Below are 24,854 nucleotides of genomic sequence, written 5' to 3'. Positions count from 1 at the left end.
GAGCACCGGCGCGCACCGGCCCAGGGCACTGACGGTAGGCTTGACAGGTCATGAACAACCCTGGATTCACGGCGCCCGCACCCCGATTGGCGTCCTGCACGTATAGCGCCCCCCTGCCCGGCGGGAACGGACTGGCTGATCTCCTGTCCACCGGCTCGGAGTGTGCCTGGATCCGCTTCGGTGAGGGCATGGTCGGCCTGGGAACCGCCGCCCGCTTCGCCACCACTGGACCCGGTCGTTTCGAAGCGGCCCGCCACTGGTGGATGGCCGCCACGGAGGCCGAGGCGGCTGAATCAGGGGCTGCGGACCGGAGCACCGTGCCCGACGACGGCCTGCCCCGGCGCTCCCCGCTCGCCTTCGCCGCGTTTGCCTTCGCCGACGACAGTCCTGTCGACTCGGTCCTCGTGGTCCCGGAGTTCGTCGTCGGCTCGGCCCAGGGGCGGTCCTGGCTGACCTGGCAGGTGGACCTCGACTCCCCCTGTTACGCCGAGAAGGCAGCCGCCGGCTGGCGGCCGGACCGGGCCGGCGCCGAACGGCGGCTGGGCGCGCTGCTCGCCGAGGCGGCCGGCCGGCGGCCGAACCGCGCCGGCTCCCCCGCGGGTACCGGGGCAGGATCCGCGGCAGACGGACTCGGACTCACCGACGGGGTGCTCTCCCAGGACGGGTACCGGGCCGCCGTCGTTCGCGGGGTGCGGCAGATCGAGGCCGGAACCCTGACGAAGATCGTGCTGGCCCGCGACGCCGTGGTCAGCTCCGCCGATCCCGTGGACGTCCCACAGGTGCTGCGCACCCTGGCGGTGCAGTACCGGGACTGCTGGACCTACGCCGTGAACGGCCTGATCGGCTCGACCCCGGAGATGTTGGTCAAGGTGGACGGGGACGTCGCCCGGGCTCGTGTGCTGGCCGGGACCCTGGACCGTGATGGGGCACCGGTCGGAACGGACGGGACCGACTATGCCCGTCAGCTGCTCACCGACGACCCCAAGCAACGCCACGAACATCGGCTGGCCGTGGACTCCCTGACGGAGCGCCTCGAGCCCTTCACCACCTCCCTCGAGGCCCCGGACGAGCCGTTCGTCCTCGAGCTACCCAACGTGTGGCATCTCGCAACTGACGTCACGGCACGTCTCGTGGGGGCGGAGGGCGCACGGCGCACGGGGCCCGGCGCGCTGGCACTCACCGAGGCGCTGCATCCCACGGCGGCCGTGTGCGGCACCCCGCGCGAGGCTGCCGCCACGCTCATCAACCGGCTGGAGTCCGAGGACCACGGGCTGGACCGCGGACTCTTCGCCGGACCGGTGGGGTGGCTGGACGGCAATGGGAACGGCGAGTTCGGGATCGCCCTGCGTGGGGCCGTCGTGGAGGACGATCACACCGTGCGCCTCTACGCCGGCTGCGGGATCGTGGCGGCCTCGGACCCTGAGGCCGAGCTGGCCGAGACCCACGCGAAGATGCGGCCCATGCTGCAGGCGCTGGGGCTGCGGGCCTGATCGCCCGCCCCACCACCACCCCCGCATCACGGCCGCAGTTGGCGTCGAGACACGCCGATGAACACCACAGTTGGCGCTCTCGTGATCGGGGTCAGAAGGTCGCGCGGACCGCGGCCTCCACCTGGCCGCGGACGCGGGGACGGGCGGAACGGTCCGAACGCAGCTCGAGCACCCGGCGGCCCGGGCCCGGGCTGCCACCGAGGGTGGACAGCAGGTCGTCCTCGCTGTCCACCGGGATCCACTCCAGGCCGTAGGCGGCACACAGGGCGCGCACCTCCACGTCCTGCGGGGTGCCGAAGAAGCGCTCCACCACCTCGGCCATGCCCTCGCGCTGGGCCACCAGGCCGTGTTCGAGCCCGGCGAAGATCGCCCCGCCCGCGTCATTGACCACCACGATGTCCAGGTCCGGTTCCCGCTCCCCCGGCCCGACCAGCAGGCCCCCCACATCATGGAGCAGGGTCAGGTCACCGCACAGCAGCACGGTGCGCTGGCCGGTGCCCAGCGCGACGCCGGAGGCCGTGGAGACCGTGCCGTCGATGCCGGCGAGCCCGCGGTTGGCATAGACGATGGACTGCGGCACCGTGGGCGGACGCCAGGACAGGTCCACGTCCCGGATCACCGAGGACGAGCCCAGCACGAGGGGGCCACGGACAGTGCTGGCCACGAGTTGGCTGGTGCGCAGCGCGCCGGGCCGGCCGACCTCGTCATGCCGGGTCGCCAGGGCGTCGTCCAGCGCGGCCTGCGCGCGCACCCCGGCCTGCTGCCAGTCCGTCAGCCATCCGGCGGGGCCATGGCCGGCGACGACGGCCAGCTCCCCCAGGTCTTCCACTGGACGTTCGCGGCGGGCACCGGGCTCGAACCAGGCCACCGGCTCGGGCTGGTGGAACGCCGTGGCCAGGTCGGCCCGGGCCAGGAGTGCGGAGACCTGCCGGGTCAGGGTGGGCCGGCCAAAGAGGATGACCTGCTCGATCCGGGCGGCCAGCGGATGGGAGTCCTCCCCCAGCCCGCCGGCGGACCCGAGGAGCCACGGGTAGGCGCCAATGGCGTTGTGGCCGAAGCGGGCGTTGGAGCTGGGCTCGGCGAGCAGGGGCAGGCCGAGCGCGTGCGCGAAGGCGGCGGGCAGGGGTCCGGACCCGTGGCCGGCCACCACCACGGTGCGGGACTCGTGCAGCTCGGAGACGTCCAGGTCCAGCTGCTCGGTCAGGTCCATGGGGTTCACCCGGACGGGGCCGGCGGGCTGGCCGGTGACCTCACCGACCCACGCCTCCGCGCCGGCGTCGTCCTCGGCCGGGACCAACGGCTCCCGGAACCGCAGGTTCAGGTGGATGGGGCCAGGTGCGGACTCGCGCACGGCGACCCCCGGCACGCCGGCGAACCCCTCCACGTCCTCGGTGTCGAAGCCACCGGCCGCGAGCAGTGCCCGGGAGACCACGGAGGCCAGGTGCTCCCGGTGCCGGCGCAGAGCGGTGGTGCGCGGATGGGCGTCTGCACCGGAGACCTCGGCAGCCTCCGCGGCCAGCCAGTCCGGGACCTCGTCCGGGTCCACCTCCGGGACGGTGTCCCCGCTCAGGGTCTGGGCGAAGCGCACATGCAGCGGGAAGAGCCCCTCCTGGCAGGTGGTCTGGTTGGCACCGGTGCCCTGCAGCTCCTCCGGGCGGTCAGCTGTCAGCGCCACCAGCTGGATCCCCGCGTGATCGGCTTCCATGAGGGCCGGCAGCAGGTTGCCCACGGCCGTCCCAGACGTCGTCACCACACCGACCGGCCGCCCCGAGGCCAGGGCCAGCCCCAGCGCGGTGAAGGCAGCCGAGCGCTCGTCGATGCGCACGTGGAGCCGGAGCCGGCCGGCCCGTTCGGCCTCGGCGAGGGCATAGACCAAGGGCGCGGAACGGGAACCGGGGGCGATCACGGCCTCGCGCAGGCCGCCGTCGACCAGCGCTGCGGTCACGGTCCGGGCCACCTGCAGGGCGTCCAGGGCCGGATTCAGGGTGGGCGGGTGATCCGGGGTTCGCTCCATGGTCCTCATCCTACGGAGGAAGCCTGAGTGGGAGGTTAACTCCGGTGCTGGTCTGGCTGGTCTGGCGGGACTGGCTGGTCCCTGAAACGCACCGTGACGCCACCCCCGTCACCACCACCGGCGTGGAGCCGGGCGTGGCTTCGGGGGGTGGCGTCACTCTGCGCGCCGCGGGTCAGCGGCCGTTGTTGCCCGTGGTCGAGAAGACCTGGACGACGGCCGGGCGCGGGACGGCGACCCGGTCCCCCTTCAGCGGGCCCTCCGGGACGAAGTCCGGGAAGTAGGAGGTGTGGGCCCCCCAGTCGCCGCCCTCACCGGGGTGCTGCACGGCCACGAACACGGAGTTGTCCTGATCGTGGATCACCGGGCCACAGGTCTCGGCATCGGCCGGCACCGCCAGGAACTGCTCCACGCGGCCGCGGTTGCGGCCCTCGAGGGAGACCTTGTGCAGGGCGTCCGAGTAGCCGATCTTGCCGGGCTGACCGTCCGTGGAGACCCAGAGGTTGCCCTCGGAGTCGAAAGCCAGGTTGTCCGGGCAGGAGATCGGTGAGACCTGGTCTGCCGGGAACCCGGAGAAGTACACCGAGTCGGATTTCGCCGGATCGCCGGCGAGCAACAGGATGTTCCAGTTGAAGCGCTCGGAGGCGTGGTCGCCGCGGCGTTCGATCATCTCGATGACGTGGCCGTCGCGGTTGCCGCCATCTGCCTTGGCCACCGGGTTGGCCTCGTCCACGCCGTCGAGGGTGCGGCCGGAGTTGTTGGTCAGAGCCAGATAGATCTTGCCGGTGACGGGATTGGTCTCCATGTCCTCCGGGCGGTCCATCTTGGTGGCGCCGACCTTGTCACCGGCGAGCCGGGTGTTGACCAGCACCTCGTCCACGGTCATGTCCGGGACCAGCGACTTGTCGTTCTTCACCAACGGGATCCAGCGGCCCCAGCCGTCGAAGTCGCCGTCCGAGGGAACGGCACCGGTGCCGTCGATCTCGGAGGCCGGGGAGTTGCCGGAGTACTGGGCGACGTAGAGGGTGCCCTCGGAGAGCAGGGTCATGTTGTGCTTCTTGTCGCCCTTGCGGTACTTCTGCTTCGAGACGAACTTGTACACGTAGTCATGGGCCTGGTCGTCGCCGGAGTAGACCACGGCGTGGCCGTCCCGGGAGATGACCGCGGTGCCGGCCTCATGCTTGAAGCGGCCCAGGGCGGTGTGCTTGACCGGGGTGGACCTCGGGTCCTCCGGGTCGATCTCCACGATCCAGCCGAAGCGGTTGGCCTCGTTGGCGTAGCCCTCGGTGTTCAGGTTGAAACGCGGGTCCACGGTCTCCCAGCGACGCGAGGTCGGCCCGGGCGAGATGCCGATGCGGGTCTGTTCCGGGGCCCCGGTGCCCACGAAGTACTGGTCGAAGTTCTCCTCCCCGGAGAGCACGGTGCCCCACGGGGTGGTGCCGCCGGCGCAGTTGTTCAGGGTGCCGAGCACCTTGGTGCCGGTGGTGTCGTCCTTGGTCTTCAGCAGGTCCGAACCGGCGGCCGGGCCGTCCACGGTGAACAGGGTGGAGCCGGTGATGCGGCGGTTGCGGCGGCCGCCCCGGACGTACTCCCACTTCTGGCCCTTGCCGCCGCGCTTCAGGTCCACGATCGAGAGCCCGTGGGCCTCGATGGCGGCCTCGATGACGTCCTGCGGGTTGGACTTGCGGTACTCCGGGGAGAACATGATGTTCTCGTTGGTGTACTCGTGGCTGTTCACCAGGAAGCCGGTGCGGTCGTTGCCGCCGTCCGAGAAGACATCGAGGTAGTCCGAGTTGTAGCCGAACTGCTTCGCCTGGGAGGCGCCTGTCTGGTTCTCCAGGTCGAATTCCGGCGAGTCATCGAACAGCGGGTCTCCCCAGCGGATGATGGCGGCCCAGTCGTAGCCGGACGGGACGGTCATGGCGTCCACGGTGCGCTCCACCGGGGCGATGGCCTCGAAGGGCAGCTTCCCGCCGCCCGTGGGGTGGAACCCGTTCGCGGCCTGGGCCACGGGGGCCTTCTGCAGTGCGGTGGCGCCGACGACCACGGCGGCGGCGAGGCCACCGCCCAGCCCGAGTGCGGCGCGTCGGGAGATCGCGGCGTTGGCGATGTCCCGGAAGTGCGGGTTGTCCGAGGTGTTCGGCACGGGGTGAGAACAGGCGCTGCCGCACTTGAGTTCACAGGTGATCGGCAGGCGGTTGCCGCGAGTGTGCCCGACCATGGGCAGGTGACGCTTCAGCATGGGTTTCCCTCTTCAGGTGGTGACGGTGGCGTTCACAAGGCCTTCACAGCCTGGCCTCGTCAATCCGCCGTCCGGTCACCGCCCGGTGACGTCCCGGTGAACACTGGGTGAGGTGTATTTAGGTCATGCCCGTGCCACTCAATTCGCCGTCGGGTGCGGTCAGGTCGCGGACAGCACCCCGTGGGCCTGCACCAGGCGTTGACGCCACCACTGTTGCCGGCCCTCGTCCGCACGCAGCCGCGCCAGGGCCGCGGGGTCGGGGACGGGGCGGGCACGCGAGGCACCGGACGCACCGGAAACACAGGAAGCCAGCCGGCCGGCGTCGGGAAGCCAACGCGGGACCACCACGTCCTCGGTGAACAGCGCCACGGTGCCCAGTCCGCAGGCGTAGGGCAGCGCGGGCAGGCTCGCGGCGAGCGCCACGCCGGCAGCGATCCCCACGGAGGTGTCCAGGGCGGAGGACACGACGGCGTCCAGGCCGGCCGCCCCGACGATGCCCAGGGCCCGCCGCACCCCGCCGAGGGGCTGGACCTTGACCACCACGAGATCCGCCGCACCGGCCCGGGCCACGGCGAGCGGATCCGTCTCCCGGCGCACGGATTCATCGGCGGCGATCCGCACCGGCGTCCCCGCGGCGTGGAGCGCCTCCCGCAGCCGGGCCAGCCCCTCGATCCCGGCCACGGGCTGCTCGGCGTACTCGAGTCCGTGCTCGGCGAGCCGCTGCAGGGCGGCGAGCGCCGTGGCGTGATCCCAGCCCTGGTTGGCGTCGATCCGCAGCGCCGCCCCCGGGCGCAGGCGTCGGACCTCGGCCACGCGGGCCACGTCCTCGGCCACCCCCTCGGGGCCGGTCCGGCCTGATTCCGCGACCTTCACCTTGACGGCAGGCACCTCACCGAAGGAGTCCAGCACCCGCCCGACGTCGGCCGCGGGCACCGCGGGTACCGTCGCGTTCACGGGGACCCAGTCCCGCACCGGCGTCGGCCAGCCCTGCCAGCCCGCCTCGATCGCGGCGGCCAGCCAGCGCGCGGACTCCTCCGGACCGTACTCCGCGAACGGGGAGAACTCCGCCCAGCCGGCGGGTCCGTGCAGCAGCATGGCCTCGCGCACGGTGACGCCGCGGAAGCGGGTGTGCATCGGCTGGGCCACGACGACGGCGCCCTCCAGGAGCTCGCCCACCTCCGGCAGCCGCGTTCCGTCCAGCAGGGGCGGGATCTCGGCGTGGGCGCCGACGGAGCTCCGGGAACCGAGGGGGTCGCGGTGTCGGTTACTGGATTCAGTCACCCCGCCAGTCTAGGAAGGCCAGCGGATCCGGCTACACCGCGGCGAAGTAGCCGAACTTGCGCGCCACGGACACCGCGCGGGCGTGATCGCCGAGGACGGACTCCAGGGCGTCGACCACCGAGGCTGTGGTCTCCGGGCGCAGGTTCCAGTCCTCGTCGAACGGGTCGTCCCAGCGCGCCCAGGCGTTGCCGGTGGCGGTGAGGGCCAGTGCCATCTCCTCGACGGAGCCGAAGGTGGCCTCGGGCTCCTCGAGACGGTCCTCCCAGCCGTCCTCACCCGGTGCGGTGAGGATCTTGCCGGTCAGACCGTCCAGGATGAAGGGGTCGGGGCCCTGCTTGGCCACCACGGTCCACTCGTCGTTCCAGTCCACCAGCAGCGCGCCGGTGCGGGGGTTCCAGCGGTAGCCGGCCTGTTCGTCCCAGAGCCGTTCCAGCGGGAAGAACAGAAAGGGCAGGCCAGCGGTGTCGATCTCGATCCACTCCGGCCCGACCTCCCGGTAGAACCGGGCGAGTTGGGGCGCCAACGGCGACTCCCCGGCCCAGTCGAGGGGTTCCTGGCGGCTCAACGGCCCGAAGACGGACAGGGCATGACGGACCGTAGCCAGCTCGGGAGTGGGACCCGCAAGGTGTGACATGGCCCCTACAGTAAGCCGGAACCCACACCTACGGTCCAGCATCCGCTGACCCCGGGATGACGATTCGGCGAAGAACACCCGACTCTGAGGTGGACGGTCGAGTGATGACCGCCACGGCCGGATGTTCGGAGTCCTCCCAGCCGTGTGGACCACAATGGCGTGCATGTCCCCTGCTGTCTCCGACCCCGCGGGCGCCGGCACCGGCCCTGGCCGGCGCGTCCGTGCTGCCAGTGCTGCCGGTGCCTCCGGCGCCGCCCGAGCCACCGTGTTGCTCCGGCCGGCCCGCAGCACGTGGGCCTGGGTACTGGCCGCCGCGGTGACCGCCGCGCTGCTGCTGTTGGTGTACTGCGTCTTCGTGACCACGCAGACCGGCCAGCTGGCCGAGTTCATGGCCCTGGAAGCGGCCACACACCGGCTCGAGGGGCTGCGAGGGTCCACCCTCGCCGTGCTCAACCGGCTGCCGGAGATCGTGGGCGTGGCCGGCGTCGGGGTGTTCCTGGTGTTGACGGTCTACCGGCGGCGCTGGTTCGCGTCCCTGGTGGCGGCGATGGCGTTCGGCGCGGCGAACCTGACCACGCAACTGCTGAAGAACTGGGTGCTGGTGCGCCCGGACCTGGACAACGGGGTGCCGTACTACACGGGTAATTCGCTGCCCTCCGGCCACACGACGTTCGCCGCGGCCGCCGTGGTGGCGGTGTTCCTCATGGTCGCCCCGCGGTGGCGTCCGTTGACCGCCGCCGTGGGGGCCGTGTTCGCCACCGCGGTGGGGGCCGGGACCTACATCGAGACGTGGCACCGCCCCGCGGACATGGTGGCGGCGTACCTGGTGGCCGCGTTCTGGGGGCTGGTGGCCGGTTACGTGATCCTGCGGAACGGGCCCGACTGGAACATCCGCGGCACCCGGTCCGCCCGCCACCCGCATCCTGGCGGACACCCTCTCTGGGATGCGGCCCTCTGGGCCGCCGGTGCCGCGATGCTGCTGGGAGCCTGGTGGGGTTTCGAGTCGGCCGGGGGCACCGCCGCCCTGACCGCCGAACCGGACTGGAATTCCGGCTGGCACTTCCTCTACGGCGTGCTGTTCGCCACCGGTCCGGGGCTGCTGGTCTTCGCGGCGCTCTCCGGCTTCTTCCGCTGGCAGTCCGGGCGGCGCCGGCTGGCAGCACCACGTGACTAACGGGCCACCAGGTCCGCCACCGAGCCGGGCCCCTTGGGGAGCGAGCGGGCGAAGATGACGGCACCGGTCGCCGCGATCGCCGCCACCGCCCAGATGCCGAAGGCCAGTCCGGCCAGCCCCGTGACGGCGGAGAGCACCGCCGGTCCGGTGAGCATGCCGACATCGGACAGCTGCCGCCACAGCGCCAGGAACTGGGGCCTGCCCTCCGGCGGCGAGTAGTCGGCTCCGAGCGTCATCACGATCCCGGAGCCGAAGCCGTTGCCCAAGCCCACCACCACGGCCACCGCGGCGAACCACCACGGGGATCCGGTCAACGGCACCAGTGCCGTGCCCAGGGCCAGTCCGGCCATGCAGGACACGGCCACCACACGGCGTCCCCGGCGGTCCATGAGGAACCCCGAGGGGTAGAACATCACCAGGTCGGCCAGCCCCGTGAGCCCGTAGACGGCCGAGGCCGCCGCTGGGCTCAAGCCGAGTTCCGTGGCCCACAGCGGGATCACCGCCGAGCGGCTGGCCCGCGCCGCGGACAGGCACATCACGCCGATCCCGGCGGTCAGCAGCACCCGGCGGTGCCGGCGCGCCAGCCACCGCATCGTGGGCCGGGGGCCCGGCCCGGTGGTGGCTGAAGGAGCGGGCACTGCGGTGGGCGAGGCGGGCTGGGAGCTGCCGGCCGGCGTCGTTCCCGGGACGGGCAGGTCCTTGATGGTGAAGCTCATGCCGGCGGCGAGCACCATGGCCGCCGTGGCCACCACAAAGGCTCCCTGCAGGCCCATGACGGTCTGCAGTCCGGCCCCGAGGAATGGCCCGGCGAACATGCCGATGCGGATGGTGCCGCCGAGGGTGGACATCGCCCGGGCCCGGTGACTGCCCGGGACGGCCACCGCGAGGTAGGACTGGCGGGCGAGGTTGAAGCCGGCGCCGGCCATGCCCACGATCACCAGGCCGGCGAGCAGCAGGCCGAGCCCGGTGTGATCCGCCACCGGCAGCCATCCGGCCACGGCGGCCAGCGTCACCAGGGCGCCGACGGATCCCACCCAGGCGGAGACGATGATCGTGGTGCGTTCGCCGGCACGGGAGGCCAACCAGGCGGCCGGCGCATTGGCCAGGAGGGAGCCGATGCTGACCAGGGTGACCGACGCGGCCGCCAGTGCCAGCGAGGCGCCGAACGCCGTGGCGGCGGGGGCCATGGCCGGCATGATGGCGCCGAGGCCCACCGCGTAGACGGCCGAGGGCGCATAGATCTGGAAGGCCTGTTCCAGCGGTCCGCCGCGGAACCCCCCGAATCGGCGACGCCGGCGCTCGGCTGCGGACATGGCTCGCCTTTCGCTGGATTCGGGAGCCACGCTACCGGAGCACGTCAGCCCGGCCGGTCAAGGGACCGGCCGGGCCAGCGCGGGACGGGCCTAGTCGAAGGACTCCGCGGTCTCGTAGCCCTGCCCGTTGTACTTCTGGACCACCACGGTGGACACGGCCGGCTGGCCGTCCTCGGTGGTGTTGACCGAGGTGCCCTCCAGCATCAGCGGGGCCTGCAGGTCCTCGATGCTGCGCAAGGCCTCCATGAAGTTCTCCCGGGTCGGTTCGGTCATGTTCTTGAAGGCCTCCTCCAGGGTGGCACCGACCATGTAGCTCCACATGCAGTGCGGGAAGTCCGGCGTGGTCGTGTACTCGGCGGCGTACTGCTCGAGGTTCTCCAGGAAGGTCACCACATCCTCGTCCTCGGCGAAGGCCGGGCTCTGCGGCGCCTTGGCGAAGGACACCGAGTAGAAGCCGTCCTCGGCGTCAGCGGCGGCCGGCTCGAGGATGGCGACCGGGCTGGAGGTGTTGGACGGCAGGAACCAGCTCGGGGACCAGCCCAGCTCGCGGCTCTTCTCGATCGAGGAGATCACGAGCGGGGTGATGGACATGGCGTTGAAGAACACGTCCGCGTCCGTCCCGGCGAGTTCGGTGAGCTGGGCGTCGACCGAGGTGTCTGTGGCCTCGTAGGTCAACTCCGAGACGATCTCGATGTTCTCCGAACCGGAGATGGCCTCCTTGAAGCCCTCGACGTAGCCTTCGCCGTAGTCGTCGTTCTGGGACAGGATGGCGACGGTCAGGTCCCCGTCGGAACCGGCCAGCAGTTCACCGAAGGCCTCGCCCTCGTTCTGGTAGATCGGCACGAAGCCCAGCTGCCAGGGGCTCTCGGTCTGGTCGCTGAAGATGGGGTCGCCGGTCTGGACGAGCACCTGGGGGACCTCGGAATCGATGGCGGCCTCCCGGTAGGCCCGGTTGGTGGGCGTGCCGAGGCCGGAGGTGAAGGCGAAGACGTCGCCCTGGTTCTGCTGGAAGTTGGACAGGGCCTTCTGCGGATCGTAGGTGTCATCGAACGCCTCGATCTCCACCGTGCGGGTCTTACCGTCCCCGAACTCGATGCCGCCGGCCTCATTGGCCGCGCCCATGTACGCGGCCAGGCCGGCCACCGTGCAGGTGCCCGGGCCGGCCGTGCCGCCGCTGAGCGGGGTGGTGACGCCCAGGGTGATGGCCTCGTCCGTGATGCCGGGGCTGGCTGCCGCGCCGCCGCCGTCTCCACCGCCGTCCGATCCGCCGCCGTCAGAACGGCCGCATCCGGACAGGGCCATGGCGGCGACGGCGCCCATGGCAACGGCACTGAGGACCTTCTTCTTCAGGATCATGGCGAGTCTTCCTTTACTGACGCGGTACTGGGTGGGGTAGTGGATGAAGTACTGGGAGAGGTGTTGGGTGGAGTACTGGGCGATGGGTCGGATGATGGCGCTGACGCCTCTGGGGGTGAGGAAGCTGGGGGCGACGAGCGTGATGAGCGGCCGGTCCAGCGGCGCAGCACCCGGGGCAGGCTGGCGATGCCGCCGGGCAGGATGAACAGCACCAGCAGCAGGATCGCGCCCTGGATGAGTGAGGTGAGCGTGGGGGCCACCTCGTTGGTGAAGTTGGGGACCAGCACGTAGTAGATGCCACCGATCAGCGAGCCGATGATGCTGCCGGCGCCGCCAACCACCATGGCGGCCAGCAGGCTGATCGAGTGGTGGAAGGCCAGGGTCTCGGGGGACGTGTACTGCACGACCACCATGTAGAGGAAGCCGCTGACACCGCCGACCATCGAGGCGATCGTGAAGGCGAGGACCTTGTACCGGTAGGGCGAGATGCCCATGGCCCCGGCCACGGCCTCGTTCTCCTTGACGATTCGGAAGGCCCGGCCGTACTTGCCGCGGACCAGGTTGAAGACCAGCAGGAAGGAGATTCCGCCGATGGCCAGCACGAGGTAGTACTGCCACTGGTCGTTGGCCAGCCCGGTCCAGTCGGGCGCGGAGGAGAACCGGGCGGAGATGCCCTGGGAGCCGCCGGTGACATCGCTGAGCCGCTTGGCCAGGGGGACGCCGATGATCGGCAGGGCGATGGTCACCATGGCGATCGCCAGTCCCCCGAGGCGCGCTGCCGCCAGGGCCACGATCAGGCCGACCACGCCGGGGATGACGACGGCGGCGAGGAACACCAGCGCGATGTTCCAGCCGTTCTCCACCCCGTAGGCGGTGACATAGGCGCCGAGGCCCAGGAAGAAGATCTGGCCCAGGGAGACCTGCCCCGTGTAGCCCATGATGACGTTCAGGCCGAGCACGGCGACGGCGAAGACGCCGATCCGCGCCAGCGTCTGGTTGACGGGGATGGGCAGCAGCAAGGGGGCCACCACGAGCAGCACCACGGCCACCAGGGCGAGGGTGAGCTGGAACCACGGCGTCCGGAGCAGTCCGGTCTTCTGCGCGCCCATCAGACTCGCACCACGGTCTTGCGTCCGAACAGACCCTGAGGCCTCAGCAGGAGGACCACGAAGAGCAGGATGAACGGCACGGCGATCTTCAGGTCATGGCCGATGATCGGCACGTAGACGGCTGCCAGGTTCTCCAGGACGCCGATCAGCCAGGCGGCGACCACCACCCCGACAGGGCTGGTGATCCCACCGAGGATGACGGCGGCCAGCGCGTAGACAAGGGTGGTGTCCAGCATGCCCGGGGTCAAGGAGAGCCGCGGTGCCACGAGGGCACCGGCGACCGCCCCAAGGGCGGCGGCCAGCCCCCAGCCGACCATGAGCAGCCGCCCGACCGGCAAGCCCGCGAAGGACGCGGACTGCCGGTTGTCCGCCACGGCCCGCAGGGCCAGGCCCAGCTTGGTCTGGCGGAACAGCAGCTGCAGCAGGACCATGATCCCGGCGATCGCCAGGAAGGTGCCGAAGGACCGCCAGCTGATCGCGGCACCCAGGAACGTGAAGGCCGAGGACGGGAACAGGGAGGGGAACTGCAGGTTGTTGTAGGACCAGAGCCACCCGCAGATGCCGGTGAGCAGGGTCAGCAGGCCCACCGTGACCACCACCTGGGTGTCCTCCGCCCGGCCCATGAAGCGGCGCATCAGGAAGCGTTCGATCAGTGCCCCGATGATGAACGAGGCCGCCACGGAGAGCAGGATGGCCACGATCAGGGGCAGCCCCAGCCCGAGGAAGGTGAAGGCGAGGTAGGCCGAGAGCACGGCCATGCCGCCCTGGGCGAAGTTGATCATGCCGGTGGACTGGTTGACCAGGACGATCGCCAGCGCGATCGCCCCGTAGACAGAGCCCATGGCGAGGCCGTCGACCACCAATTGGATGAAGGTTCCCATCATCAGCCTCCCAGGTATGCCTTGCGGATCTCGTCACGGCCCTTGAGCTCCGCCGAGGTTCCGCTCAGGACGCTGCGGCCCGTCTCCAGGACGGTCGCCGTGTCCACGATCGTGAAGGCGAGGTTGGCGTTCTGCTCCACGAGCAGCATGGCCACCCCGGTCTCCTCCCGCAGCACCCGGATCGCGTCATAGACGGTCTTCGCGGTGCTGGGGGCCAGCCCGAGGGAGGCCTCGTCCAGCAGCAGGAGCTTGGGTCGGGCCATGTAGGCGCGGCCCACGGCCAGCATCTGCTGCTCGCCTCCGGACAGGGCCGAGGCGTTCGAGGTGTAGCGCTCCTGCAGGTTGGGGAACAGCTCCAGCAGGTGGTCGATGTCCTGCTGGATCCGCCTGCGGTCCTTGCGCAGGTACGCGCCCACCTGGAGGTTCTCCTTGACCGTGAGGTTGCCCAGGGTCCCGCGTCCCTCCGGGACGTGGGCGATCCCGAGGGCGGCGACCTCATTCGGCTTCCGGCCGCGGAGGTCCTGGCCCTCGAAGCGGATCTGTCCGCCGGTCCTGACGGCGCCGCTGATGGCGCGCAGGGTGGTGGTCTTCCCCGCGCCGTTGGCGCCGAGGATGCCCACGGCCCCCCGCTCGGGGACGCTCAAGGAGACCCCGTGGAGCACTTGGACGGGGCCGTAGTGCGCCGTCAGGTCCGTGATCTCAAGCAGCGTCATCGCCGATACCGTCCCTCGTGTCCGTACTGTCGTTGCTGTCCATGCTGTCCTTGCCCAAGTACGCCTCGATCACCCGGGGATCGGACTGGGCCTGACACGCGGTGCCCTCCATGAGCTTGCTGCCGTGGTTCAGCACGACCACCCGGTCTGCCAGGGCGGAGATCACCCCCATGTGGTGTTCCACGATCACGAGCGTGATCTCGCCGGCGGCCTTGAGGCCGTGGATGGTCTGGATGAACGAGTCGACCTCGCCGTGGGACAGCCCGGCGGCGGGCTCGTCCAGCAGCAGCACCTGCGGCCGCGCCATCAGGGCCCGGCACAGTTCAACGCCTTTGTGCAGGCCATGGGAGAGTTCGTCCGCGCTGCGGTGCGCAGCCCAGCCGAGGCCGAGCTCCTCCAACCGGTCCAGCGCCTCGGCCCTCAGTTCGCGTTCGCTGCGGACCATCGGCGGCAGGCGCACGGCCCACGACGCCGGCCCGCCGGGCAGGCGCGCGTGTCCTCCCAACAGCACGTTGTCCAGGACGGTGGACTCCAGTTGCAGCGCCGGATGCTGGAAGGTCCGGGCGAGGCCGTGGCGGGACATGCCCGCCGGCCGGGTCTGGCTGATCTCGGCATCGTCGATCCGGATGGAGCCGGAGCTCGGCCGGTAGTGGCCGGAGATGCAATTGAACAGGGAGGTCTTGCCCGCGCCGTTGGGGCCGACCAGGCCGAGGACCGTTCCCGGTTCCACGGTGAAGCCGACGTCCTTCAGGACGGTCACTCCGCCGAAGTGGAGGTTGACATCCGCCAACGTCAAACGTGCTGCCATGTGCCCACTGACTCTTCCGGTGCAGGGTGAAGGGAGACACCACTCCCGTGGGAGTAGCGCAGACGGGCGAGGCCAGAGGGGGGTGATCCGGATCACAACCGCGTCTGGCTTGGATCGTAGGCGCATCCGGGCCGGATTGCCAACAATATTGGTGGCAATCAGGGGGACCGTGCCCGTTTCGTGACGTCCGGCCGAAAATCCCGTCGCCTGTGATCTCCCGCACAAGGCCAGCCTCAGAGCCTGCATGCCCACCTCGGCACCAGCCCGTCGCCGCTAACATGTCCTCCATGCCTTCGCCAGAGTCGCCCTCCTCCGCACTGGACACCGTGAACTCCGTGGACAGCACGGACACCCCTGGATCGACGAACGCCCTGGACCGGTTCTTCCTGATCTCCAGACGCGGCTCCACGGTGGCCCAGGAGATCCGCGGCGGCCTCGCCACGTTCCTAGCGATGAGCTACATCATCGTGCTCAACCCCCTGGTCCTCTCCGGCCCTGACGCCAACGGGGACACTCTCGGCATCGCCCGGGTGGCCGCGGTGACGGCGCTGGTGGCCGGCATCTCCACCATCGCCATGGGTGTGTGGGCCCGCCACCCCTTCGCCCTGGCCGCCGGCCTGGGCGTCAACGCGCTCGTGGCCATCACGGTCGCCACCACCACCGGGATCACCTGGCCCGCCGTCATGGGCCTGGTGGTGATCGCCGGGCTGGTCATGGTCCTCCTCGTGGCCACCGGCTTCCGGCAGGCCGTGTTCAATGCCGTCCCGGACGCCCTGAAGACCGCGATCGTGGTTGGCATCGGCCTCTTCATCGCCCTGATCGGCCTGGTCAACTCGGGCTTCATCCGCCGGGTGCCCGATGCCGCCGGGACCACCGTGCCGGTCGGGCTGGGGACCGGCGGGGAACTGGAGGGCTGGCCGGTACTGGTCTTCGTCGTCGGGCTGCTGGTGACCGCCGTACTCGTGGTCCGCAAGACCCGCGGCGCCATCCTCATCGGGATCGTGGTGGCCACGGTGCTGGCCAACATCCTGGAGGCCGTCTTCCACATCGGCCCGTCCGTGGACGAGGCGGGCAACGCCAACCCCACCGGCTGGTCCCTGGTGGCACCCTCCTTCCCCGAGTGGACCGCGCCGGACCTCTCCCTCGTGGGCCGGGCCGATCTCCTCGGCGCCTTCACCCAGGTCGGCCCGCTGATGGCACTGTTGCTGGTCTTCGCCATCCTGCTGTCCGTGTTCTTCGATGCCATGGGCACCTCCGTGGGCCTGGCCCGGGAGGCCGGCAACGTCACGAAGGACGGGGACATCCCGCACCTGAACCGCGTCCTCATGGTGGATGCCCTGGCGGTGTCTGCCGGCGGCGGCGCCTCCGGCTCCGCAAACCAGATCTTCGTGGAGTCCGGCACCGGCATCGGCGAGGGCGCCCGCACCGGCTTCGCCTCCGTGGTCACCGGCGTGCTGTTCCTGTTGGCGATGTTCCTGACACCCCTGATCTACCTGGTGCCGTTCGAGGCAGTGGCCCCCGCCCTCGTGGTGGTCGGCTTCATGATGGCCACCCAGGTGGTCCAGATCGACTGGGCGGACTGGGGTGCCGCCCTGCCGGCCTTCCTGACCTTCATCCTGATGCCGTTCACCTACTCGATCGCCAACGGCATCGGCGCCGGCATGATCGCCTACGCCGTGATCCGCACGGCGCAGGGCCGGGCCAAGGACGTCCACCCGCTGCTGTGGGTGGTGGCGGCGGCCTTCGTCGTCTACTTCGGCATGGGCGTCTTCCGCGGTCTACTCGGGTTGTGACTGCGGTTGTGACGCACTCCACAGTCACCCTGCGGTACGGTCTGAGTCGTTAAGAACCATTAACCCAACCAACCGCACCCCAGGAGCACCATGGAGTTCACCGACCGCACGTTCCTCGTCACCGGAGGGGCCTCGGGCCTCGGCGCCGCCACCGCCCGGGCCCTGCTCGCCCGGGGCGCCCACGTGGTGGCCGCCGACCTCAAGGGCACGCCCCCCGAGGGCGCCGTGCTCGTCGAGACCGACGTGACGGACCCCGCGCAGGTGGCCCACGCCGTGGAGGTGGCGGGCCAGCAGGGCGGGCCGCTGGCCGGCGTCGTGAACTGTGCCGGTATCGCCACCGCGGAGAAGGTGCTCGGCAAGCAGGGGCCGCATGAGCTGGAGTCCTTCGCGCTGACCGTGCAGATCAACCTCGTCGGCACGTTCAACGTGATCCGTCTGGCCTCCGAGGCGATGGCACAGAACGAGCCCGGGGAGGACGGCGAGCGCGGGATCATCATCAACACCGCCTCCGTGGCGGCCTTCGACGGACAGATCGGCCAGGCCGCGTACTCGGCCTCCAAGGGCGGCGTGGCCGCCATGACCCTGCCGATCGCCCGCGAGCTGGCCCGCCACGGCATCCGCGTCATGACGATCGCCCCGGGCATCTTCTGGACCCCCATGATGGCGGGGCTGCCCGAGGCCGCGCAGGAGTCGCTGGGCCAGCAGGTCCCGTTCCCGTCCCGCCTCGGCCAGCCGGAGGAGTACGCAGAACTGGCCCTGCACATCATGCAGAACCGGATGCTCAACGGGGAGACCATCCGCCTGGACGGCGCCATCCGCATGGCCCCGAAGTAAACTCCTCAGCCGAGAGCGGACCGCCCGCCCCCACACCCGGGGCCTGCGGTCCGTGCTGTTGAATGGCCTGTATGACTTCCGCGAGCTCCCAGCAGACCAGCACGGATACCACGACGCCGGCCGGCGTCTCCCAGCCCCCGGTGGCCGAGGCGCGGCCCGTGGCCCGCACGCACCACGGGCACACGTTCACCGACGACTTCGACTGGCTGCGAGACAAGGAGTCCGACGAGGTCATCGCGCACCTCAACGCCGAGAACGCGTACACGGCATCCGTGACGGCGGACCAGGAGCCGTTGCGCGCGGCGATCTTCGGGGAGATCAAGGCCCACACCGTGGAGACCGACCTGTCCGTGCCCTCCCGCAAGGACGGCTGGTGGTACTTCGTGCGCACCGAGGAGGGCCAGCAGTACGCCACCCACTGCCGCGTGCAGGCCACCGACACCGGCGACCGGCTGGCCGACTGGACCCCACCGGTGATCGAGCCCGGCGTGCCGGTGGCCGGCGAGCAGGTCATCCTGGACGGCAACGCCGAGGCCGAGGGTCAGCCCTTCTTCTCCCTGGGCGGGATCGCCGTCTCGCGGGACGGGAACCTGATGGCCTACGCCGTGGACCACGCCGCAGACGAGCGCTTCACCCTGCGCATCCGGGACCTGCGCACCGGTACGGACCTGGCGGATGAGATCCCCAACGTGTCCTACGGGCTGGTGTTCGACGCCACCGGCACCCGGGTGTTCTACACCGTCCCGGACGACTCCTGGCGCCCCTACCGGATCCTCGCCCACACCCTCGGCACCGGCGTGGAGCAGGACCAGCTGCTGTTCCAGGAGGACGATCCCGGCATGTGGTCCGGCCTCGGACTCTCCGCGGACCGTACCGAGTTGCTGATCTCCGTGGGCAACTCGGAGATCGCCGAGACGCTCGCCCTGGACCTGCCCGACTCCCCCGACGAGCCGCTGAGCGAGTTGCGGATGCTGGTCTCCCGGGACCTCGGCCTGCTGCACGACGTGGACCCGGTCACCCTGGACGGACAGCGTCACTACGTGATCGTGCACAACAAGGACTTCTCCAGCGAGGACGAGGAGCACGGCCCCACGCCCGCCCCGAACAACATGGTGTCCCTGGCCGCCCGGGACACGGTGACGGATCCGCGGTTCTGGCGCACCGTCGTCGGGCATTCCGCCACCACGAAGGTGGACGGCACCGCCGTCACCGCCACTCATCTGGCCCTGGGCGTGCGCCGGGAGACGACCCCGCGCACCCTGGTCATGCCGCTGGCCGGCCTCGGGACCGCGCAGCAGGCGGCCCCGGTGGAGCCGGACTTCGGCGAGGAGCTGTACTCCTGCGAACTCGGGGGTGCTCCCTTCGACTCGCCGTTCCTGCGGCTGGGCTATTCCTCCTGGGTCACGCCCACCCAGGTCCTGGACTACGAGGTCGACGGCTGGGAGAACTCGGGCCGGCTGCACCTGCGCCGGCAGGTCGAGGTCCCGGGCTATGACCCGGAGCAGTACCTGGTGGAGCGCTGGTGGGCCCCGGCCGAGAGCGCCGCAGGGGACGCCCGCAAGGCCGCCATCCCGCTGACCGTGATCCGCCGCCAGGACACCGAGTGGGACGGCTCGAACCCGTGTGTGGTCTACGGCTACGGCAGCTACGAGATGTCCATGGACCCGGGCTTCACCGCGGCGCGGCTGTCCCTGCTGGACCGGGGCGTGGTCTACGTGGTGGCGCACGTGCGCGGCGGTGGCGAGCTGGGCCGTGGCTGGTACGACCACGGCAAGAAGCTGCACAAGAAGAACTCGTTCACCGACTTCGTGGACGCCACCCGCTTCGTGGCCCAGTCCGGCTGGGTGGACCCGGACCGGATCGCGGCGATGGGCGGTTCCGCCGGCGGACTGTTGATGGGCGGCGTACTGAACCTGGCCCCCCAGCTGTACCGGGCCTGCGTGGCCCAGGTGCCGTTCGTGGATGCGCTGACCTCCATCCTGGACCCGGATCTGCCGCTGTCCGCCCTGGAGTGGGAGGAGTGGGGCAACCCCATCACCGATCCCGAGGTCTACCGGTACATGCAGGAGTACACCCCCTACGAGAACGTGCGTGCGGTGGACTACCCGGCGATCGCCGCCGTGACCTCCCTGAACGACACCCGGGTGCTGTACGTGGAACCGGCCAAGTGGGTCCAGCAGCTGCGCCGCACCGTCACCTCGGACCAGACCACGCCGCTGGCCGAGGGCGGTGCCCCGATCGTGCTCAAGACCGAGATGGACGGCGGCCACGGCGGCGCCTCCGGCCGGTACCGGGCCTGGGAGGACCGGGCCTGGGACTACGCCTTCCTGCTGACGGCCCTGGGTGCCACCGAGCTCCGCGCCTGATCAGCTCAGCCGCGATCGGGCGAGTCAGGTCGAGGTGTCAGTCCCGGTCCCGCTGGCGGACCGGGAGCGTGCCGGGCACCACGAGCCAGGTCAGGGCGGCGGCCAGCACCGGCACCCCGATCACGAGGACGGCGAGTTGCAGCCACGGGATCCACTCGACGGAGTAGAACTGCACGGCTCCGATCCCGATGACCGCGACCGCCCCCACGGGTACACCCAGCAGGGTGCCCAAGAGGGCACCGGTGAAGGTCTGGGCGGCCACCATCGACTTCCGGGTGCGGGGATTGGCGCCGATGGAGGACAGGACGGTCTGGTCACGCCGGGCGTCGGCCAGTGCCAGCCCCGTGGTCATGCCGGCCACCGAGATCACCAGCAGCGCGGTGGCCCCGGCGATGCCCCACAGCAGCGACTGCATTCCACTGCCACCCTGGAACATCGAGGACAGCCAGAGGTCCTCCGATCCCAGGACGTCACTGGCCAGGGCCTGCTGCTCCTCCGTGACCGGTTCGGCGAACCGTGCCAGCACCCCGTCGAGCACCATGGACTGGTCCATGCCGGCCAAGGCGGTGACCGGGATGATGGCGATCGGCTGGTCTCCCTCGAGTTCGGGCGCCACCACGGCGTCCAGGGTCACCGAGTGCTCCGCTTCCCACAGGACGTTGCGGCCCTGGACGGCGCTGAAACCGGTGGTTCCGGCCATCGGATCGCCGCTGGCCTCCATCTCCTCGATCCAGCTCCGGTCCTCCTCCCCGAGCTCCACACCCGGCACCCTGCTGACGTCCATGGTGAACTCGCCCAGGGTGATCCGGCCGTCGGCGTCCACGTACTCCGGGTCGAAGACCACCGCCTGCCCGGACCGCACGGCCGCCAGCGCGTCCTCATCCCCGCCGAACATCGGCAGCGGGACCGTCTCGGGGCGCAGCGGGTCGACCACCATGATGCTCGTCAGCGGGTCGGGGTCGAGGGGGCTGCCCATCATCCCCGCCTGGATCCCGCAGCTCACGCCGTCCGCGCGGGACATCGCCTGCCCGGCCTCATCCACCGCCAGGCGCCGGCCGTCCACGGTCGGCCCATCCGGGATGGGGATGTGGCAGCTGGAGCCCTCCGGATACAGCGGCAGGAGTTCGAAGCAGTCGGCCGCGTAGTCCACCGCGCAGGAGGACCGCGGCCGGTGGACCTGCCACTGCTCCACCATCCGGGGTGCTCCCGGAACGGCGGAGAGCCCCTGCAGCTCGTTCACCACGCCTCTCGCGCCATCGGTGTACAGGCCGAGGTCATCGGCCGTGGGCGCCTCACCATCCTCCGCGTAGCTGGCCTCCTGGTCCAGCGCGCGCTGGATCTCCGCCCGGTCCTGGACCCAGACATAGCCGGTGTCCGCCGTCGGCGCGCCCTGCCGACCACCGTCAAACCCGTGGGCCGTCATGGCGACGGAACACAGCACCGCAGCCCCGACGGCTGTGGCGGCCACCACGGCAGCCGCCACCGGCACGGTACGGGTCCTGTTCCGGTGGGCATCGCGTGCCGCCATCCGTAGGGACACCGGCAGCCGCCCACCCAGCCGCGCCAGTCCCGTGATGGCCGAGGGCAGCAGCATCAGCATCCCGAGCAGCAAGAGCACGGCCGAGCCGACGAACAACAGGGCCAGCAGGCCCAGGAGGCGATAGAGATCCCCGATGGTAGGCAGTGCCATCCCGACGACCATGGCCCCGGCCGCGATCAGCACCCCCGTGCCCACCAGGACCAGTCCGGCCACGAACAGACGGCGGCTCACTGGCCTGCGTTCTCCGGACGCTCCCTTGATGGCAGCCCAGGCGTCCTGCCGGGCGGCGGCCCGAGCCGGGATCCAGGCGGCGACGACGGCGCAGGACAGCCCCAGCACTACGGCGAGGATGACGACCCACCAGGGCACATGGGGGCCGTAGACCAGCACATGCCGGGTATCAGCGGCCCACAACAGCCCCAGGGCGAGGGCCACGCCGAGCAGGGCCGCGCCGAAGGCACCGGCCAGTCCGCACCAGAGTCCAGAGAACACCATGGTCTGACGCAGGGTGGCGGGCTCCGCGCCGGTCACGGAGAGCAGGGCGGTGGCCCGCCGCTGCTGGCGTGCCCCGACGGCGAAGGCCGCTCCGGCCAACAGCCCCGTCTCAGCCAGGGCCAGGACACCGATGAACACCAGGGGAAGGTAGATCATCCACCTCTGGGCCGAGGACCACATGCTGTCGAACGTCTCCCCGATCTCGCCGGGGTTCTCCATCACGGGGGCGAAGAGGACGCTGAAGCCCGCCTCGTTGAAGGCGCGGTAGGCGGCATAGTCATCCGGCACGTCGCCCGTGAGGTAGGCGGTGACTTCGCCGGACGCCTCGAAGGCCGCTGCGGCCGCGGATCCGGCGGGAACGTAGAGCACGGGATACCCGTCCTGCAGCGGCAGGATCAGGTCCATGGCCGAGGCCCACTGGTGGGTGCGATCCAGCTGGGTTCCGCTGATGGCCAGACTGATCGGGTCAGTCGAACCGGCCGAGCCTTCACTGGGCAGCTCCAGTTCGACTCGATCCGTGGGCGCCGCCTCCAGACCTCGGGCCTCGGCCCTCTCGTTGGCCGCGTCCAGTTCCTTCAGCAGGCCGGGGCTGGCCATGGCCTGCCCGTCCCCGGCGAGAGACCCGTCCAGCAGCTGGAACCGGCGATCCTCGCCCTGCAGGTCCGGACGGCCGAAGTCGGCGACGATGATCTCCACATCCACGCTCGAGCCGGGCACCTCGAGGGCACCACTGGCGCTCGTCACGAAGGTCGCCTCCGTGCCCGCCGGGACCGCGTCCTGGAGGGAGCAGCCGGCGGCCGGCTCGGCACTGGGCCCTGCACTGGACCCTGCACCGGAACCGGCGGCGGGAGCAGTGCTGGACTCAGTGCCGGACTCAGTGCCGGCCGGGCAGACCGGCCAGTCCTGGGCCGCTTGTTCCAGGGCGTCCAGGTCGATCGAGGCCCCGTAGGTGCCGTCGGCCGCGTCCTCCGCGTTGATCGCCCCGTACGGGTCGGTGGGCGACTGCAGGTCCGACTCCGAGAACTCCCCGGGCGCCAGGTAGCCGTCGAACCCCCACAGCCACTGCCGGTGTTCCTCGGCCGGGGTCGGTAGCGAGGTGGAGGCCGTGATCACTGAGCCGAAGGCCACCCCGAACACGGGCAGACCGATCAGCAGCAGGATCAGCAGGGTCCGCCAGGGGTGGCGGCGCAGGTCCCGTGCGGCCATGCGGGCCGCGGAGCGCCGGGAGCCCGCCGCGGCACCCGGGCGGGGCCCGACGTCGGCCCGGGCACGCTGACCCTCGGGTCCGGCGGCGGGTCCAGAAGGTCCAGCAGCACCGACAGAGCTGGCTGCCGGGGTCACGTCCGCGCTCACCGGATAGGGTCCGCGAGCAGGGAGTGGGGATCGTTCTGGGCGGTGGCCTGGTCCACCACGCGGCCGTCCCGCAGGAAGACCACGCGGTCCGCCCAGCCGGCATGCCGGGCCTCATGGGTCACGAGCACGACGCCGGCCCCGGCGTCCGCGCGGCGGCGCAGCACCGCCATGATCTCCTCGCCGGTGACGGAGTCCAGGGCACCGGTGGGTTCGTCGGCGAGGATCAGCGCCTTGTCCCCCACGATGGCCCGGGCGATGGCGACGCGCTGCTGCTGGCCGCCGGAGAGCTCGTCGATGAACCGGTTTGCCAGATCCTCGATGCCGACCTGGCGCAGGGCGTCCTTGGCCTGACGCTGCGCCTTGGCCGGCTTCACGCCGTCCAGTTCGAGCGGTAGGGACACGTTCTCGGTGGCATTGAGGGTCGGGATGAGGTTGTAGTCCTGGAAGACGTAGCCCACGGCGCGGCGCCGCAGCCGGGCCCGCTCTGCCGTCGAGAGCGCGCTCAGCGGGGTGCCGCGGACATAGATCTCCCCCTGACTGGTGGAGTCCAGTCCACCGGCGAGGGCGAGGAGGGAGGACTTGCCCGAGCCGGAGGGGCCCATGACGGCCACGAACTCTCCGGCGTTGACCGTGAGGTCGACCTCTCGGAGAGCCGCGACCACGGTAATGCCGTCGCCGTACACCTTGGAGACCTGGTGGAGTTCCAGGATCTGGCGGGGCGGCATGCCCTGCGTGACCGGGCGGACCGTCGGCTCCAGGGGATGCTGGGGGATGCTGTGCCGTGCCACGCCGGTCACCGGTCTTTCTGCTGGGAGGAGGTGTGGCGCCGCGAGGTGCCGGCCGTCGTCGGGACGGCGGTCCGGGAAGGCATCGCGGCTGGTGCGGGGGCTGACACTGCGGCCGGCACCGCCGGCAGCTGGCCGGAGCGGGCGGCGCGCAAGACGGCGGCCTCGCAGTGGTCGAGCCAGCGGATCTCCGCCTCCGCGGTGAAGATGAGGGATTCCAGGACGAGCAGGCCGGCCAGGTCCGCCGGGCGCGATTCCCCGCCGGTGGACCGTTTGGCCCGGGTGACGTCCTGCAGGGCCCGAAGCGTGGCCGAGCGCTGAGCCTGGATGACGCGTTCCACGTCCACGCCCGGGGTGGTCACGGCGATCGCGAGCTTGATGGCCAACTCGTTGCGCGGGGGGTTCGAAGGGCGCGAGGGCTGGGCGAACCAGTCCTCGGTCTCGGCACGGCCGGCCTCGGTGATGGCGTAGATGCGGTGGCCCGCGCCGTCGTCGCCCTGGTCCTCGATGAGACCGTCGCGCTCCAGCCGGTCCAGCGTGGTGTAGACCTGACCGATGTTCAGCGGCCAGGTGCTGCCCGTCCGCTCCTCGAACTCGGCGCGGAGGTGGTACCCGTAGCGCGGGCCCTGGGTGAGCAGGGCCAGCAGGCTGTGCTTGACGGACATGGATTCTCCTG

General features: G+C 70.9%; 18 protein-coding genes. 5 read left to right on the top strand and 13 right to left on the bottom strand.

The annotated features are described in order from the left end of the window. Nucleotides 1-50 precede the first annotated feature (50 nt). Nucleotides 51-1,490, top strand: a complete 1,440-nt coding sequence (locus IEX49_RS09630) for an isochorismate synthase (RefSeq protein ID WP_188805959.1) — start codon at nt 51-53, stop codon at nt 1,488-1,490. A 91-nt stretch (nt 1,491-1,581) separates the two neighbouring features. Here IEX49_RS09630 and menD read toward each other — a convergent pair whose 3' ends face one another. The 4 genes from menD to IEX49_RS09610 form a co-directional block, all read right to left on the bottom strand. After that, on the bottom strand, nt 1,582-3,504 hold the full coding sequence (gene menD, locus IEX49_RS09625) for a 2-succinyl-5-enolpyruvyl-6-hydroxy-3-cyclohexene-1-carboxylate synthase (RefSeq protein ID WP_188805958.1): 1,923 nt from the start codon (nt 3,502-3,504) through the stop codon (nt 1,582-1,584). A gap of 172 nt (nt 3,505-3,676) precedes the next feature. Then, nucleotides 3,677-5,743, bottom strand: a complete 2,067-nt coding sequence (locus tag IEX49_RS09620) for a PhoX family protein (protein WP_188805957.1) — start codon at nt 5,741-5,743, stop codon at nt 3,677-3,679. Between the two features lie 159 nt (nt 5,744-5,902). Next, the gene (locus IEX49_RS09615; protein WP_188806136.1) at nt 5,903-6,955 is read right to left on the bottom strand and encodes an o-succinylbenzoate synthase; all 1,053 of its coding nucleotides are present in this window, start codon (nt 6,953-6,955) and stop codon (nt 5,903-5,905) included. Between the two features lie 100 nt (nt 6,956-7,055). Continuing rightward, on the bottom strand, nt 7,056-7,658 hold the full coding sequence (locus tag IEX49_RS09610) for a hypothetical protein (protein ID WP_188805956.1): 603 nt from the start codon (nt 7,656-7,658) through the stop codon (nt 7,056-7,058). 163 nt (nt 7,659-7,821) lie between these two features. Between IEX49_RS09610 and IEX49_RS09605 the strand changes: the two genes are divergently transcribed. Then, a complete protein-coding gene (locus IEX49_RS09605) occupies nt 7,822-8,832 on the top strand; it encodes a phosphatase PAP2 family protein (RefSeq protein ID WP_188805955.1) in 1,011 nt (336 codons plus the stop codon). On the opposite strand, the gene IEX49_RS09600 is transcribed toward IEX49_RS09605, so the two are convergent. From IEX49_RS09600 to IEX49_RS09575, 6 genes are all read right to left on the bottom strand, one after another. Then, complete coding sequence (locus IEX49_RS09600) at nt 8,829-10,145, bottom strand: MFS transporter (protein WP_188805954.1); 1,317 nt, start codon at nt 10,143-10,145, stop codon at nt 8,829-8,831. The genes IEX49_RS09605 and IEX49_RS09600 overlap by 4 nt on opposite strands. 90 nt (nt 10,146-10,235) lie before the next feature. Continuing rightward, a complete protein-coding gene (locus IEX49_RS09595; protein ID WP_188805953.1) occupies nt 10,236-11,501 on the bottom strand; it encodes an ABC transporter substrate-binding protein in 1,266 nt (421 codons plus the stop codon). Then, nucleotides 11,498-12,610: a branched-chain amino acid ABC transporter permease gene (locus tag IEX49_RS09590; RefSeq protein WP_188805952.1), complete on the bottom strand. Its 1,113-nt coding sequence runs from the start codon at nt 12,608-12,610 to the stop codon at nt 11,498-11,500. Before IEX49_RS09590 ends, IEX49_RS09595 begins: the two co-directional genes overlap by 4 nt. Continuing rightward, nucleotides 12,610-13,494 carry a branched-chain amino acid ABC transporter permease gene (locus tag IEX49_RS09585; protein WP_229672509.1) on the bottom strand — a complete coding sequence of 295 codons (885 nt, stop codon included), beginning with the start codon at nt 13,492-13,494 and terminating at the stop codon, nt 12,610-12,612. Before IEX49_RS09585 ends, IEX49_RS09590 begins: the two co-directional genes overlap by 1 nt. After that, entirely contained in the window at nt 13,494-14,204 is a 711-nt protein-coding gene (locus IEX49_RS09580) for an ABC transporter ATP-binding protein (RefSeq protein WP_188805950.1), read from the bottom strand. Before IEX49_RS09580 ends, IEX49_RS09585 begins: the two co-directional genes overlap by 1 nt. After that, complete coding sequence (locus IEX49_RS09575) at nt 14,191-15,012, bottom strand: ABC transporter ATP-binding protein (RefSeq protein WP_188805949.1); 822 nt, start codon at nt 15,010-15,012, stop codon at nt 14,191-14,193. The genes IEX49_RS09580 and IEX49_RS09575 overlap by 14 nt, the downstream gene beginning before the upstream one ends. 287 nt (nt 15,013-15,299) lie before the next feature. Between IEX49_RS09575 and IEX49_RS09570 the strand changes: the two genes are divergently transcribed. The 3 genes from IEX49_RS09570 (at nt 15,300) to IEX49_RS09560 (ending at nt 20,005) form a co-directional block, all read left to right on the top strand. Then, nucleotides 15,300-16,805 (top strand): NCS2 family permease, encoded by a 1,506-nt coding sequence (locus IEX49_RS09570; RefSeq protein WP_229672503.1) that lies wholly within the window; start codon nt 15,300-15,302, stop codon nt 16,803-16,805. A 90-nt stretch (nt 16,806-16,895) separates the two neighbouring features. After that, nucleotides 16,896-17,639, top strand: coding sequence for an SDR family NAD(P)-dependent oxidoreductase (locus tag IEX49_RS09565; RefSeq protein ID WP_188805948.1), 744 nt, complete (start codon nt 16,896-16,898; stop codon nt 17,637-17,639). Nucleotides 17,640-17,710: 71 nt separating this feature from the next. Continuing rightward, nucleotides 17,711-20,005, top strand: a complete 2,295-nt coding sequence (locus tag IEX49_RS09560) for a S9 family peptidase (RefSeq protein ID WP_188805947.1) — start codon at nt 17,711-17,713, stop codon at nt 20,003-20,005. Between the two features lie 37 nt (nt 20,006-20,042). Here the strand turns inward: IEX49_RS09560 and IEX49_RS09555 are convergent, their stop codons facing one another. The 3 genes from IEX49_RS09555 to IEX49_RS09545 form a co-directional block, all read right to left on the bottom strand. Further along, nucleotides 20,043-23,393, bottom strand: a complete 3,351-nt coding sequence (locus IEX49_RS09555; protein ID WP_188805946.1) for an FtsX-like permease family protein — start codon at nt 23,391-23,393, stop codon at nt 20,043-20,045. Then, nucleotides 23,390-24,118, bottom strand: coding sequence for an ABC transporter ATP-binding protein (locus IEX49_RS09550; protein WP_188806134.1), 729 nt, complete (start codon nt 24,116-24,118; stop codon nt 23,390-23,392). Before IEX49_RS09550 ends, IEX49_RS09555 begins: the two co-directional genes overlap by 4 nt. Before the next feature lie 68 nt (nt 24,119-24,186). Beyond that, on the bottom strand, nt 24,187-24,843 hold the full coding sequence (locus IEX49_RS09545) for a PadR family transcriptional regulator (protein ID WP_188805945.1): 657 nt from the start codon (nt 24,841-24,843) through the stop codon (nt 24,187-24,189). Nucleotides 24,844-24,854: the final 11 nt, after the last annotated feature.

It is taken from the genome of Citricoccus zhacaiensis, assembly GCF_014645315.1.
GTDB classification, from domain to species: Bacteria; Actinomycetota; Actinomycetes; order Actinomycetales; family Micrococcaceae; genus Citricoccus; species Citricoccus zhacaiensis.
The sequence above is the reverse complement of the archived record's forward strand: the minus strand, read 5'-3'. Positions and strand labels throughout refer to the sequence as shown.